This is a genomic window from Tenacibaculum sp. M1.3A (assembly GCF_057732375.1).
Map to the genome: position 1 here is coordinate 11,740 of NZ_JBYJEF010000007.1, position 15,638 is coordinate 27,377.

13 protein-coding genes are annotated in these 15,638 nt (G+C 31.1%); 8 read left to right on the forward strand and 5 right to left on the reverse strand.

The features are described 5' to 3' along the window. Window positions 1–41: 41 nt before the first annotated feature. Together AC28QF_RS10860 and AC28QF_RS10865 are read right to left on the reverse strand one after the other, a co-directional pair. Complete coding sequence (locus AC28QF_RS10860; RefSeq protein WP_488202024.1) at window positions 42–1,877, reverse strand: PorP/SprF family type IX secretion system membrane protein; 1,836 nt, start codon at window positions 1,875–1,877, stop codon at window positions 42–44. 9 nt (window positions 1,878–1,886) lie between these two features. After that, complete coding sequence (locus AC28QF_RS10865; RefSeq protein ID WP_488202023.1) at window positions 1,887–4,112, reverse strand: T9SS type B sorting domain-containing protein; 2,226 nt, start codon at window positions 4,110–4,112, stop codon at window positions 1,887–1,889. A 230-nt stretch (window positions 4,113–4,342) separates the two neighbouring features. On the opposite strand from AC28QF_RS10865, the gene cmk reads away from it, so the two are divergent. Continuing rightward, window positions 4,343–5,029 carry a (d)CMP kinase gene (gene cmk, locus AC28QF_RS10870; protein ID WP_488202022.1) on the forward strand — a complete coding sequence of 229 codons (687 nt, stop codon included), beginning with the start codon at window positions 4,343–4,345 and terminating at the stop codon, window positions 5,027–5,029. A gap of 121 nt (window positions 5,030–5,150) precedes the next feature. Here the strand turns inward: cmk and AC28QF_RS10875 are convergent, their stop codons facing one another. Both AC28QF_RS10875 and AC28QF_RS10880 read right to left on the reverse strand, forming a co-directional pair. Further along, entirely contained in the window at window positions 5,151–6,185 is a 1,035-nt protein-coding gene (locus AC28QF_RS10875) for an RluA family pseudouridine synthase (RefSeq protein WP_488202021.1), read from the reverse strand. A gap of 15 nt (window positions 6,186–6,200) precedes the next feature. Next, on the reverse strand, window positions 6,201–6,776 hold the full coding sequence (locus AC28QF_RS10880; protein ID WP_488202020.1) for a PASTA domain-containing protein: 576 nt from the start codon (window positions 6,774–6,776) through the stop codon (window positions 6,201–6,203). A 143-nt stretch (window positions 6,777–6,919) separates the two neighbouring features. Here AC28QF_RS10880 and AC28QF_RS10885 point away from each other — a divergent pair, with 143 nt between their 5' ends. From AC28QF_RS10885 to AC28QF_RS10915, 7 genes are all read left to right on the forward strand, one after another. Then, window positions 6,920–7,894, forward strand: a complete 975-nt coding sequence (locus AC28QF_RS10885) for a D-alanine--D-alanine ligase (protein ID WP_488202019.1) — start codon at window positions 6,920–6,922, stop codon at window positions 7,892–7,894. Window position 7,895: 1 nt separating this feature from the next. Beyond that, window positions 7,896–8,240: a DUF3024 domain-containing protein gene (locus tag AC28QF_RS10890; protein WP_488202018.1), complete on the forward strand. Its 345-nt coding sequence runs from the start codon at window positions 7,896–7,898 to the stop codon at window positions 8,238–8,240. Between the two features lie 32 nt (window positions 8,241–8,272). Further along, window positions 8,273–8,725 carry a pantetheine-phosphate adenylyltransferase gene (gene coaD, locus AC28QF_RS10895; RefSeq protein ID WP_488202017.1) on the forward strand — a complete coding sequence of 151 codons (453 nt, stop codon included), beginning with the start codon at window positions 8,273–8,275 and terminating at the stop codon, window positions 8,723–8,725. 6 nt (window positions 8,726–8,731) lie between these two features. After that, the gene (locus tag AC28QF_RS10900; RefSeq protein WP_488202016.1) at window positions 8,732–10,477 is read left to right on the forward strand and encodes a M14 family metallopeptidase; all 1,746 of its coding nucleotides are present in this window, start codon (window positions 8,732–8,734) and stop codon (window positions 10,475–10,477) included. 48 nt (window positions 10,478–10,525) lie between these two features. Continuing rightward, window positions 10,526–11,044, forward strand: coding sequence for an RNA polymerase sigma factor (locus tag AC28QF_RS10905; RefSeq protein WP_488202015.1), 519 nt, complete (start codon window positions 10,526–10,528; stop codon window positions 11,042–11,044). A 61-nt stretch (window positions 11,045–11,105) separates the two neighbouring features. Continuing rightward, on the forward strand, window positions 11,106–12,029 hold the full coding sequence (locus AC28QF_RS10910; RefSeq protein ID WP_488202014.1) for a FecR family protein: 924 nt from the start codon (window positions 11,106–11,108) through the stop codon (window positions 12,027–12,029). Then, window positions 12,026–14,395 carry a TonB-dependent receptor plug domain-containing protein gene (locus AC28QF_RS10915; RefSeq protein ID WP_488202013.1) on the forward strand — a complete coding sequence of 790 codons (2,370 nt, stop codon included), beginning with the start codon at window positions 12,026–12,028 and terminating at the stop codon, window positions 14,393–14,395. Before AC28QF_RS10910 ends, AC28QF_RS10915 begins: the two co-directional genes overlap by 4 nt. 31 nt (window positions 14,396–14,426) lie before the next feature. Here AC28QF_RS10915 and AC28QF_RS10920 read toward each other — a convergent pair whose 3' ends face one another. Next, entirely contained in the window at window positions 14,427–15,602 is a 1,176-nt protein-coding gene (locus tag AC28QF_RS10920) for a GlmU family protein (RefSeq protein WP_488202012.1), read from the reverse strand. Window positions 15,603–15,638: the final 36 nt, after the last annotated feature.

Below are 15,638 nucleotides of genomic sequence, written 5' to 3' on the forward strand. Positions count from 1 at the left end.
TTTTCTCGGGAATTAATTGTTTAAGGGGGCTTACAAATTAATTATTTTATACGTACTATCGTTTTACGGTCGTAAAACGAACCGTTTAAATTATTATTATACAACTTAATAGCTTCTTCTCTAGTATCCGTTTTTGCTATATAAGTATGCATATAACCAGTTGTTGGGTTTATAAAGTATCCTGCTTCTATGTTATCGTTTCTTAACTCATCAACATTTCTATCAGCCAATGCTTTATTTCCATTTACATATACTTGTAAATAATATCCTGGTGCAACTCCTTGCATGTTAGACATGGTTCTTACTCTTGCTTTAGGCTGTGTTTTAGGCTCTGTGTAACTCTCGCCGCTTTTACCAATGGTGAGTTTTTCTATATATACAACACCTTTACTATTCTTTTTAATTTTTATAGCTGAATTGTCACTCTTATCTTCGTTTTTCTCAAACAATCCTGTTTCAACACTAAGTCCGAGCTCTTCTACTTTCTCCACTGCATCTTCTTCTTTTGCAAACCTATCTATATATACGTAATAGTATTTTTCTTTTGGTTCATATATATATTTTGCTTTAATATCCGATCTTTTCCATTTTTCTATTAAAGGATCTACATTTTCTTTATTCTTATACCTATCAGAAACAATGTAGTACATAGTACCTCCACCACTACCTGTGGTTGTAATAGTGCTTTGTCTCCATGGCTTGTCTGACCTTCTTCTTATTGATGTATCTTTTTCTTCTACCTTATTTTCTGTAGGAGTTGGTACTATTACTTTTTGTGGCGCTGGTTGGTTTTTTAACAAACGTAAAACCTCATCAACTTTTTTATTTAAAATATCTATAGAGTCTTGCGCTGTTTGAATTTCATCTGATAAATCGTTATGCTCTTCGTTTTTGTAATCCTTTTTAGGAGCTCTTTCTGGCAATGTTACATTTACCGTACCCAATCTTCTTGTTGGTCTTTCTCGCGTATATGATTTTTTACCAAAATTATAAATCAATCCGATTTCGTTGGTTGCTGCGAAAGTACTTTTCTCATAACTAAAACCAACGGCTAGTTTATCTGAAATATTCACACCTATTCCTGCAGAAATACCATAGGTTTTATCGTAACCTGCTTTTACCCAACCTGCTTTTGGTAAATCTAATATTACATTACCACCAGCACTAAAATCATTTTTACCTGGCTTTCTTGCCATTACTAAAGTTCTTAAATCTGCTCCTTCTAAAATACCTGAAGAATAGGTGAATTCATACGAATACATTGCGTGTGCCGAAAATGTTTTTTCGCCGAAAGAAGTAGCCGTTTCGCTAGTCTTTAAGTTAAAATCTACTAAATTCTCAAAAAACACCCCTACATCAAACTTACCAAACGATAAAGTTACTGCTGGTTGTAACATTACTAACGGAATATCCTGAAAATTTGCTACCTGCGGATCTGGCACTGTTGAATTTACCTTTACAGCATCTGCACTTCTTCGACTATATAAAAAATTGAATCCGAAGGTTAAATCTAAGTTTTCATTTAACTGTAATCGTTGTGCGTAGTTTATTAAAGCTCCAAAATCTTTAAAAACGCCTACTTCCTGTTGATAAATAGCAACACCTGCACCTACATTTTCACGCATTTTACCTGAATAGGTTCCTACATATAATCTTGGGTTGTCTTCAAAATCTACATTACTATTACGTACAATAGCAGTCATCTCTGTTTTATTTTCTCGCAAAGCCGAAAAAGTTGGCACCGTTAAAAAGCGGTTAAACTTCATGAAATTTCTTGAAGTAAAACTATTATACTGCTGTGCATCATCAGACAATTGTGCTTCTACTGAAAACACACTTACTAATAACGCGATACATAATGTAATTTTTTTTATCATCTTAAATCTTTAATCTAATACAGATATTGTTCCTGCTTTAATTAATACATCTTCTTTTATAATTTTATAATAGAAGATTTTTTGATTTCCTAAACTTTCTAACGGCCAATCATTTTTATAATCGGTTGTATTTAAAATTTCTTTACCAATAGAATTATACAATTGTATTACTACGGATGGTTGAAATGCGTATTTATTTGATAACTGCCAAGTATCATTTATTCCGTCTTCGTTAGGTGTAACAATGTTTGGTACGATAACCTGATCGTCTTGCTCAACAACTTCAATAGTAAGTATAACACTACAAGCGCCTACGGAAGCTTCTACAGTATAAAAACCTAATGTATTTACATCTAAAGTTTCGTTTGTTGATAAAACAGTTCCGCCAGTATCTTCTCCTAAATGCCAAACATAAGATTCAGCTCCCGACGCTGTTACGGTTACTGTTTGCCCTTGTATAAGCACTACTTTTTCTGAAGGTGTTACCATTACTACCGATTCATCAAACAATACAACATTGATTGGTGTGTATGTTTTTTCACAACCAAAACCAGTTATTTTTAATGTATACTCACCAATTTCTGTTACGGTAAAATCTGTAACGTCTGTTGCCATTGCAATGGTATCATCATCTTTAAACCACTCATAAGTATAGCCTGCTACTAAAACATCAACTGTATATACGATATCGCCACCTGGACATAATGAATTAGAAGAAGATGTTGAAGTGATTTCTGGATCTTCTACAATAAGTTTTATAGGCAACTCATTAGAATTTGTAGTTAATGACCCCACACCTACTTGCAACGCATAAACGCCATTATCTTGGTAAGAACTTACATTATAGGTAGTTTCGGTTGCTCCTGCAACTGCGGTTCCGTCTTTTAACCATTGATAATTTAACATATCTATCTGATCTGCAGATAAATCATACTGTTCATCATCTTGGCCTATAGCTGTAACCCCAACAATACTTAAATCGGTAGTTATCGTATTACACTCTTCATAGGCTGTTTCGGTTCTAATAGTTACATCGAACGATTTTACAGCGATTAACTCATATTTTTCTGAATCGACGATAAGATTACATGAAGTAGCTGAAGTTTTGGTTACGCGTGCAAAATAGGTACCTGGTCCTCTCGAATTCATACATAATTGCGTTCTCGCAGCCAAAGGAGCATCATCTTTATACCATTGAATAGTAGCTGAAGTAGCATCGTGCGTTATGCAAAGCTCTCTTGTTTCTCCAGGAAGAAGAATTGTTTTTAAGGCTCCTACTGTATTTACACTAAAATCGGCAGTTGTTTCTTGTGCCAATACAACATCGTTAGATTTCACTTCACAGTCGCCTAACTTTACTATTAAATGGTAGGTACCAAACTGACCCGCTGTTGGTGTTGTGTACGTATTTGAATTAGAAGCTTGCTTTAAAACATCATCTTGATACCATTCGTAGGTATAATTTATATCGTTTGAACTAGCCGTAAACGTATGTGCTTCGTCACCACAAATCTCAACGGTAGCAGTACCAGTTATTTGCGCATCTGAATTGCTGATTCCAATAGCATTAATAAATCTTGATTTTGGCCCACCACAACTTCCGTAGTCAATTACTACAAAATAAGTTCCTGTTTGTGTTATTGTAAAAGTGGGGTCTTGTGTTGTAGCGACCAACGTATCGGTAGAACCAACTCTTCTAAACCACTGATATTCGCCAACAATTGCTGTTGTTAACGATACTTCTTTACTTTCGCCATTACACAATGCGAAATCTTCATCATTATTAATTCCTATTTCAGAATCGCTTACCATATTGTGGTAAGCTTCGAAAAAAACTGACTCTGAAGTCATTTCTGGAGCAGTTGTACGAATTCTTATCTTATAATTTTTACCAAAAGTACCATCAGGTAATTGTATTGTTGTGCTAATATTAAATGCCTGATTAAAATTATTAGCAGCCGTGCTCTCTAACCTCCTTAATTCTTTCACTAAAGAAGCGTCTGTAAAACTTCCGTCAACATCAGAAAGCTCTATAAAAAAAACATTCTCATCATCAAAAACACTGCCACTAAAAGAAAAATCGACAGAAAAATCTTTCCCTCCAAAAGTATCACATGCAGAGTCACCATCAGCAATAACTGGGGTATTTAACGTTTGCGCTAACATTGTATTGCAGTGAATACAAATAAATAACATACCTAAAAGTATTTGTATGCTTCTAGTTATTTTGTTCATTTAAAGAGGTACTTAAGGGGCGCTAAAAATACACTTTTTTTAAAAAAAAAACAGAATTAACGCTATTATATTACAAGTGAATATATAAAAACTAAATCAAACGAACAAATAAAGTCTTAAAACTATGTTAAAACATTAATTAACTAGCTTTTTAGCTTACTGGTAATTTATACTTTATTGCTCAATAAAATATATTTCTAATGTATATTTGTGTTTTATTTTTATCATTTATGAAACAAAAAATTACCATTGCCATCGACGGGTTTTCATCTACAGGAAAAAGCACTATCGCAAAACAACTTGCAAAAAAACTAGGCTATATTTATGTAGATACTGGTGCGATGTACAGAGCTGTTACGTTATATGCAATGCAACAAAACTACATTTCAAATTCGCACTTTAATCCAGAAGAATTGGTTGCTGATTTACATAAAATATCACTTTCTTTTACTTTTAATGAAGACTTAGGTTTTGCTGAAATGTTCTTAAATGATACCAACGTTGAAACCACTATTAGAACCATTGAAGTTTCTCGTTTAGTAAGTAAAGTAGCTACTATTTCTGAAGTACGAAAGAAACTCGTAAGCGAACAACAAGAAATGGGCAAAAACAAAGGTATTGTGATGGATGGTCGTGATATTGGTACCGTTGTTTTTAAGGATGCTGAATTAAAATTATTTATGACAGCCTCTGCCGATAAACGTGCTACCCGTCGTTATAAAGAATTATTAGACCGAGGTGACAAGGTTAATTATGCCGAGATATTACACAATGTTCAAGAACGTGATCGCATAGATTCTACCAGAGAAGATTCACCACTTGTTCGTGCCGATGACGCTATCGCTTTCGACAATTCTGATATGGGATTAAAGGAACAGTTTGATAGAATTATGAGTTTAGTTAACATGCGATTATAATTCACCCGAAGATTTAATTGACAAAATTACTCCTTATCTAAAAAAATAATTTTCTTAAACCGAAAACAAAAAACCAGCTTCATGAAGCTGTTTTTTTTTGTTTTATAATATATTTTATACTTTATTCTTCATGTTTTGAATTTTCTGAATAGGTTCTCCACTTTGTTAAACACGCTTCAATATCTGCAGGTATTTCTGTATTAAATCGCATAAACTCACCTGTTGTAGGGTGTGTAAAGCCTAATGTTTTTGCATGTAAAGCCTGTCTTGGCAATACTTTAAAGCAATTATGCACAAATTGCTTGTATTTTGTAAACGTTGTACCTTTTAAAACATCATTACCTCCATAACGCTCATCGTTAAAAAGTGTATGTCCAATATATTTAAAGTGTGCTCTAATTTGGTGAGTTCTTCCCGTTTCTAATTTACATTGTACCAAAGTAACATAAGTAAGACGTTCTAAAACTTTATAATGCGTAACTGCATGCTTACCGTAATCTCCATCAGGAAAAACAGCCATTTGCAAACGATTATTAAAACTACGCCCAATATTCCCTTCAATAGTTCCTTCGTCTTCTTTTACATCTCCCCAAACCAATGCATAATACAAACGCTCGGTAGTTCTATCAAAAAATTGCTTCGACAAATGCGCCATTGCAAATTCTGTTTTTGCAACTACTAACAATCCACTAGTATCTTTATCAATTCTATGAACTAAACCAGGTCGTTCATTAGAGTTTGTTGGTAAGTTTTCTATATGATGAATTAATCCGTTAACCAAAGTACCAGAGTAATTACCGTGTCCTGGATGTACTACCATTCCTGCTGGCTTATTTACCACCATTACAGCATCATCTTCATACACAATATCGATAGGAATATCTTCGGCTACCAATAAATTTTCAGCTGGCGGATAGGCTAAAACTACACGCACTATGTCTTTTGGTTTTACTTTATGATTGGGTTTAACAATTTCATCATTAACTAAAACATTTCCTGCTTTTGCTGCTTGCTGAATCTTATTTCGTGTTGAACCTTCAATAAAGTTCATTAAAAATTTATCTACTCTTAAAGGCTCTTGCCTTTCAGTTGCTACAAACCTATGGTGTTCGTATAAATCGTCGTTTTCTATTGCTAAATTTGCGTCTTCCTGCATGAATCAATTATATAATTAGTTACCATCACCTAAAATAAGGTTGATCGTGGTTTTTTTTGGTAATTTTGTTCCTGGTGTAATTCTTTTTCCTTTGTGCTTTAATCCTCTAACAACATCTTTTCCTATATCTCTTACATAAGTAACATCTCTACCTACAATAAAACCTTGAGATTGTAAATGTGTAGTTGCTTGTCTTTTTGTGCGTCCGTTTAAATCAGGAATTATAACATCTCTGTATTTAGACGGGTTTAAAGTTAAGTATATCTTACGGTTTTCTTTTACAAAATCTCCTACTTCAGGATCCTGCTCTATAACCGATTTTTTTGGATACGCTGGGTTATAAGTAGCACTATCAATAATCATAAAACTTAAATTAAGGCTTTCTAATTTTTTTTCAACCTCTAGCAATGACATTTTATGCAAATTAGGTACTTGTATTTTTTGATTGTGGTTTGTTGTGGTTCCTAGCCACCATTGCAGCACAAAAACAACTATAAACAACGAAGCAATCGCTATTCCTATTTGGATAAAAAAGGTTTTACTCTTTAAAAATTGAAATAAATTTTTAAGCTTTTCAGAAAAATTACTCATATTATTTTTTTGTAAGGTGGCGCAAATTTACAGTAAAAATATTACTATTTTTAATTCATTAACTCTTAAAGGAGTTTTTTTGGTAAGTTTGTATAAACTTAGGCAAACAATTTTACATTATAAAACAATTCAAAAGTAGTAAAGTGAAAAAAAACATAGCTATTATTATGGGAGGATATTCTTCTGAAGTAGAAATATCTTTAAAAAGTGGTTCGGTTGTATACAAGCATCTTGATAAAGAAAAATATACGGCTCACAAAATTCATATTTTAAAAAATAAATGGGTTTTGGTTGATGAAGAAAACAATGAATATCCTATAAATAAACATGATTTTTCTGCGGATGTAAAAGGTAATAAAATAACTTTCGATTGCGTATTTAATGCAATACATGGTATGCCTGGTGAAAACGGACTCATACTAGCTTATTTCGATTTAATCGGATTAAAACACACCTCTGCTCCTTTTTATCAAATGGCTTTAACCTTTAATAAACGAGATACTTTAAGTGTTCTTAAAAAATATGGTGTTGCTACAGCAATTTCGGTATATCTAAATAAAGGAGACCATATTAATGTTGATGAAATTATTGCTAAAATAGGCTTGCCTTGTTTTGTAAAGCCAAATAATGCAGGCTCTAGCTACGGTATTTCTAAAGTTCATACCAAGGCTGAATTAATTCCCGCATTAGAAGTTGCTTACAAAGAAGATGCTGAAATATTAATAGAAAGTTTTTTAAACGGAACTGAAGTGTCTGTGGGAGTAATTGAGTATCAAGAAAAAATAACCGTTTTACCAATCACAGAAATTGTTTCAGAAAATGATTTCTTTGATTACGAAGCTAAATACGAAGGTAAATCACAAGAAATTACACCTGCACGAATTTCTAAATTACAAGAAAAAAACGTTACCGAAGTAGCAAAACGCGTGTACGAAGTTTTAAATATGAAAGGTTTTACGCGCGCCGAGTATATTTTTATAAATGATGAGCCTCATTTCTTAGAAATAAATACAGTACCAGGATTAACAGAAGCAAGTATTTTACCGCAACAAGCTAGTTGCGCAGGTATCTCATTAGCTGCACTATTTGGCAACGCTATAGAAACAGCATTAAATTAAAATGAAAAATATTACTATAAATATTAATGAAATAACAATTAAAAAGTTTGCAGAATCTTTACGACCTGAAGATATTGAAATTAGAAAACAATTAGATTTTAGATATTCTTTTGATAAAAACACAGCTATTCTTTATGAAATTAGACCAGATTGGATAAATTCAGCGCAAAAAAACCATATTGAATTCGCTAAAATTAGATTTTACAAATCGAAATCAGAATGGAATCTATATTGGATGCCAGCAAGAGAGAAATGGGAATTATATGAACCTTTTCCTAAATCAACACATTTAGATGAAATCATTCAGGTGATTAAAAAAGATAAAAATGGTTGTTTTTTCGGTTAATAACGAAAGAATATTTTTTAAATATATAACTTATGAAAAAAGCAGTTTTTCCAGGATCTTTCGATCCGATTACTTTAGGGCATGTAGATATTATTGAACGTGGCGTTACTTTATTTGATGAATTAGTTATTGCCATTGGTGTAAATGCTGATAAAAAATACATGTTTTCTTTAGAGGAACGCAAACGTTTTATCGAAGAAACTTTTAAACATCAATCTAAAATTAAAGTAGTTACTTATAGTGGCCTAACAGTAAATTTCTGTAAAGAACAAAATGCTGAATTTATTTTAAGAGGCTTAAGAAATCCTGGTGATTTTGAGTTTGAAAAAGCCATTGCGCATACCAACCGTAAACTTTCAGAAATAGAAACCGTTTTTTTACTAACATCGTCTGGTAAAAGCTATATATCGTCTTCAATTGTGCGTGATGTTATTAGAAATGATGGTGATTATACCGGCTTAGTTCCTGATGCTGTAAAAAATTAATTCTTGATGAAAAAACTACTTATTCTACTTTGTTTAACTTCTTTCTTTGGGTGTAAAAAAGAGCGCTTAAATACAAATGATTTTACAACACTTTTCGAAAAATCAAACGGAACAGAAACGCCAGAATATAAAGAAGTCATTTCTTTTTATGAAGCTTTAGCGGAAACCTATGCTGAAATCTCTTTATTTGAAATAGGTAAAACCGATTCAGGAAAACCGTTACATTTAGTAGTTTTTAATTCAGACGGAAAATCAACTTTAAAAAACATAAAAAATTCAGCTAAAAATAGGATTCTTATTAATAACGGAATTCATCCCGGAGAATCCGACGGAATAGATGCTTCTATGCTGCTTCTAAGAGATATTGTTAAGAATGATTCTTTAAAAAAAACATATAAAAACTCTATAATTTCTGTGATTCCTGTATATAATATCGGAGGCGCTTTAAATCGCAACTCACATACTAGAGCAAACCAAAACGGACCGAAAGAATACGGGTTTAGAGGAAATGCTCGTAACTACGATTTAAATCGCGATTTTATAAAACAAGACACTAAAAATGCCGCTGCATTTGCAGAAATTTTTCATTTAATAAATCCCGATATTTTTATAGATAATCATGTAAGTAACGGTGCCGATTATCAATATGCGATTACACATTTATTTACACAACACAATAAATTAGGTGGTAAACTTGGTGCTTTTTTAGAAACCGAAATGCGCCCGTTTATTGAAAAATCTTTATTAGAAAAACAAATTCCCATTACTCCTTATGTAAACGTTTGGGGCAACACTCCCGAAAAGGGATGGTCGCAATTTTACGATTCGCCAAGATACTCTACAGGTTATACAACCTTATTTAACACCTTGGGTTTAATGGTAGAAACACACATGTTAAAACCATATAAAATTCGTGTAAACCAAACCTATGAATTGTTATTTTCTACATTAGATTTCACAGAGAAAAACACTCTTAAAATTAAAGATTTACGTAAAAAAAATCTTGAAGATCTTTTAAATAAAAAAACATATCCTATTGCTTTTCAAGTTGATAAAAACATTCCTAGTTATTTATATTTTAAAGGTTACGAAGGATCTTATATTGATAGTGAAGTTACCAACGGAAAAAGGTTGTTTTACGACAAAAATAAACCGTATACTAAAAAAGTAACTTATTACAACAACTTTAAAAGTACCAAAGAAATAACAATACCTAAAGCATATATAGTACAACAAGGTTGGCATAAAATTGTTAAAAGATTACAGCAAAACAACATCGTTTTTACACGTTTTAAAAAAGACACACTTCTAACTTTAGAAACGCAACATATAACAAATTTTGAAACTCGCAAAACAGCCTACGAAGGACATTATCTACACTATAATACTTCTATCACAAAAGAGACTAAATCTGTTAAAATTAAAAAAGGAGATATTTATATTTCTACACAGCAAGAAGGGATTAGATATATTATTGAAACATTAGAGGCCGAAGCTACCGACTCTTTTTTTAACTGGAACTTCTTTGATACCATTTTACAACAAAAAGAAGGATTTTCTGCCTATGTTTTTGAAGATATTGCTTCCACGTTTTTAAAAGAAAATCCGTTAGTAAAAGAAGCGTTGATGGATAAAATAAAGAAGGACACCCTTTTTGCAAAAAACACCTATGCACAATTATACTATGTATACAAGAAAACACCTCATTATGAAGAGGCGCATATGAAATTACCTATTTATAAAAAATACTAACTTGGCTCCCCTATTTTACAGCTTTGTTTGTATTAGAAAAATAACCCAATGAGTAAAGACCTTTTAAAATCTGTTTGTGAGCAAAAAAATTTCGAAGAAATTTTTAACAAACACTCTCAAACCCTAAGAAACTACATGTATTATAAATGTGGTAACACTCAGCAGGCAGAAGATATTGTTCAGGAATCTTACATAAAACTTTGGGATAACTGCTCAAAAATAATCTTTGAAAAAGCCAAATCATTTTTATATACGGTTGCTAACAATCGTTTTTTTAACGAAATAGCGCATAAAAAAGTTGTTTTAGAACACCAAAGAAGAAATGTTTCTCTCGATAGAACTAACGAAACTCCCCAATTTATTTTAGAAGAGGAAGAGTTTTATCAAAAGTTAAAGAAAGTAATCGCCGATTTACCTGAAAAGCAACGAGAAGTTTTTCTTTTAAGTAGAATAGACAAGAAAAAATATGCTGAAATTTCTGAAATCGTAGGTATTTCTGTAAAAGCAGTAGAAAAAAGAATGAGCAAAGCATTGCTGATTATCAAAGAAAAAATTGGTAAAATTTAATAAAAAAGTAGGGTAATTAGTAAATTAATTGTTCTTAATATAAATAGCAAGAAAAACGAAAATGAAACAAAAATATAACGATGAAACATTTTTAGCTCGATGGGTTGCTAATGATTTATCATCAGATGAATTAAAGAAATTTAAAGATTCTGAGGATTATCATCAATATAAAAAAATTAATGATGCTTCTCTTTTGCTAAAAACGCCTGATTATAATAAAGAGACCATTTTAAATAAAATAGAAGAAGAAAAAAGTACGAAAAAGAAATCTAAAAAGGTTTTTAAACTTTCATCTTCATGGATGTATAGTGCAGCTGCTTCAATTATTTTATTTTTAACTGTATTTTACATCAACAAAAATAATACTAGTAATTTTTCATCTGCATATGGTGAACAAATAGTTGTTAAATTGCCTGACAATTCTACAGCTTATCTTTCACCTGGCTCTAGTTTAGCATTCGATAAAAAGAATTGGAGCGAAAAAAGAGGTTTACTTTTAACAGGTGAAGCCTATTTTGAAGTTGAAAAAGGAAAATCGTTTACGGTTAACACCAAACAAGGTAAAGTAGTTGTGTTAGGTACCAAGTTTACCGTAAATGCTTCAAGTAATTTTTTTGAAGTTCAGTGTTTTGAAGGAAAAGTAAAAGCTACCTCTAAAAACAATAGCCAAGCTATTTTAACCAAAGGAAAGGCTTTTAGAATTTATGATAACAAAAATGAGAATTGGGAGTTTTCTAACGAGAAACCAACTTGGTTAAAAGGAGAAAGTAACTTTAACAATGCACCTTTAAGTAAAGTTATTTTAACACTAGAAAAGCAATATAATTTAAAATTTAATACTGATAAAATAGATGTAAACAGACGCTTTACTGGTGCTTTTACAAATAATGATGTTAATATCGCCTTAAAAACTGTTTTTGCTCCTATGAAAATTTCATTTAAATTAGCAGAAAATAGTTTGGTTGTATTAACCTCTAATGAATGAATAAAAAATTAAGTATTCTTTTTATATGCTTAACAATGTCTGTTTTTTCTCAAGAAAAAATAGACATTGCTTTTTTTAACACGCCTATGTTAGCCGTTTTAAAAAAAACAGAAACTAATTATAAAATAAAGTTCTCTTTTGATTCTGATATTACGAAAGGAATTCTCTTTTCTTTTTCTAAAAATGCATGTATTCTTGAAGATTTAATTGATGAAATAGAAATACAAACTATACTTAAATTCAATAAAATAAATGAACGGTACTATTTTATTACCGTTCAAAAGCTAGAAAAAAACTTTAATATTTTAAAAGAAATTTCAGTAAGAAATTATATTACCTCTGGTATTAATCAAAAAAAACATGGTTCTATAGCCATTATACCTAAAAAACTAGGTGTACTCCCTGGGTTAACCGAACCCGATGTTTTAGAAACTTTAAAAATTATACCTGGTGTACAAAGTCCCAATGAAACTGCTTCAGGTATTTTTATAAGAGGTGGAACTCCTGATCAGAATTTAATTTTATGGGACGGAATAAAAATGTACTATTCTGGTCATTTTTTCGGAACACTTTCAGCTTTTAATCCTTATACAACAAGAGAAATCACCCTCTCTAAAAGCGGTACACAAGCAAGGTATGGTAATAAAATATCTGGCGTTATAGATATTAAAACAGAAGATGATATTCCTATAAAAACAACTGGTGGATTTGGTTTTAACATGACACATGCTGATGCTTACATTAGAATACCTTTAACTAAAAAAATAGCGATTACGACTTCGTTTAGACGTTCTTTTACCGATTTAATTAACACTTTTACTTTTAACAAATTATCGGACAGAGTTTTTCAAACTTTCGATGCTAATCAAGAGAGAAACATTATAAACGATAACATTCCTTTTGTTAGAGATAATCATTTTTATTTTGCCGATTATTCAGCAAAAATAATTTTAAAACCATCTGTTAACGAAACTTTATCCGTAAGCTTTTTATACACTCAAAATAAGTTATCTAACAGCTTTAAAATACCTATTTATAAAGATATTTATTTAGATGACTTAAACATTAAGAATAATGGTTTGAGTTTTTTATGGAATAAAAGTTTCACTCCGAAATTAAAACAAGAATTAAAACTTTATTATTCTAGTTTTAACCTAAACTATAAAGGTACTTACAATTATATTGATGACTACTTAATCAGGAAATCTATCAAAAAAAATTCGGTTAAAGATGTAGGTTTTTCATACAGCCTAAATTATGAAACAAACAACAATACAAACCTTTTATTTGGTTATGATTTTCTTTCTAACAAAACGAAATACCGTTTAGAATACCAAGCTGATATTAACAATGATAATATAATAAACTCAATAAAAGAAGATGAAGGCATTAACAACTCTCATTCTCTTTTTACAGAATATATTTACGATACCAATAGTTGGAAAATAAACGCTGGCATACGTTTTAATTACTTTGATAAAATTAATAAATTGGTTATTGAACCGAGATTATATGTAGAAAAAAGTCTTACTTATGATCTTAGTTTTAAAGCTTCTTTAGAGCAAAAACATCAAACCTTAGGGCAAATTGTAGAGTTTCAAACATCAAGCTTAGGGTTCGATTTAGAGAATGAAATTTGGGCGCAAGTAAATGATGATGATATTCCTATTCAAAAAAGTTTTCAAGTCTCATCAGGTTTTCTTTTCAATAAAAACAGATGGAAAGTAGATGTTGAAGCTTATTTTAAAAATGTAAACGGAATGACTTCTCAAACAAGAGGTTATAATGACCAAACAACTGATTTCTCTAAAGGAACAGGTAAAATATTTGGTATAGATGTACTTGTTAATAAAAAATTTAATAATTATAGAACATGGATTAACTATTCATACTCTAAAAATCAATTCAAGTTTTTAGATTTAGAAAATAGGTTTTTCCCCTCTAACCACGATATCACAAACTATTTCTCTTGGTCTCATGCCTTTAAGTTTAATAATTATGAGTTTTCATTGGGTTGGAGTCACAGAACAGGTAATGCATACACACCTATTTCTGATTTTTTTATTAATACAAACACTGGATCACCTATTATTATTTTAGATACCGATAATATAAATTCAAAACGTTTGCCTAAATACCATCGCTTAGATGCGTCTGTTACATACTCGTTTAATTTCTCTGATAAATGGAAAGGTAAGCTTGGTTTTTCTATTCTAAACATTTACAACCAAAATAATATAATTAATAGATCATACACTGCTGTTCCGTTTATTAATGATGTTAATGAAATTGATTACCGACTAGATACGGTAGATAAACGCTCGTTAGGTGTAACACCTAATTTAGTTTTTAGAGTTACTTTCTAAAAAAAGCCTCACAAAATTGTGAGGCTTTTTTTTAATAATTTCTATTCTTTTTTGTTTCTTCAAATACGTGTTCCAGAATTTTTTTCTCTTTTTCATCAAATATTATATTACGCCTTTTCATTACAACTTCTGCAACTTCAAAAACTTTTGATGTTTTATATTCTGTAAAACCTGATGCACCTCCCCAACTAAAAGATGGCACAAAATTTCTTGGAAAACCGCTTCCGAAAATATTTACAGAAACTCCTACTACAGTACCCGTATTAAACATGGTATTAATCCCGCACTTAGAATGATCTCCCATCATTAAGCCACAAAACTGTAAGCCCGTTTTAGTAAAACGACCAGTTTCATAACTCCATAATTTTACTTCTGCGTAGTTATTTTTTAAATTAGAATTGTTTGTATCAGCTCCTAAATTACACCATTCTCCTAGTACAGAGTTCCCTAAAAAACCATCATGTCCTTTACTAGAATACCCCATTAAAACTGAATTATTAACCTCTCCCCCTACTTTACAATGTGGTCCTAAAGTAGTTGCTCCGTATATTTTTGCTCCTAATTTTAACACTGAATTTTCACACATTGCTAATGCGCCTCTAACAACAACACCTTCCATTACCTCAGCATCTTTACCTATGTAAATTGGTCCTGTAGAAGCGTTTAAAATAGCATAGGTTAGCTTTGCTCCCTCTTCTATAAAAATATCTTTTCTATTTATACAGCTAACCGTTTCTGGTATTGGTTCTGAATCTCTTCCATCTGTAATTAAATCAAAATCACTTCTAATTGCCTTATCATTTAATGAAAAAATATCCCAAGTATTTTTTATTTGAATAATTTCATCATCAAACTCAATTTGTTCATAAGATGAAAAATCTACTTCTTCTTGTGAATCAACCGTATAAAAAGCAATCACATCTTCTCCTTTAAAAATAGCTTGATTTTTCGTTAAACTTTTAACCATTTCAATTAATGGTTTCGTTGGTAAAAAAGAAGCGTTTAATAAAACGTTTTCTTCCATTTCAACCATCGGGTATTTTTCTTCTAAATACGCTTCAGTTACTGTTGTTGTAGTTAAACCTAAGTGTTTTTCCCATTTTTCCCTAATGGTTAAAATACCAACTCTAATATCGGCAACAGGCTTTGTGTATGTAAATGGTAATAACGCGTTACGTACATCACCATCAAATAAAATATAGTTCATTGCATTTCTTTTTTGAGGACACACAAACTTACTACT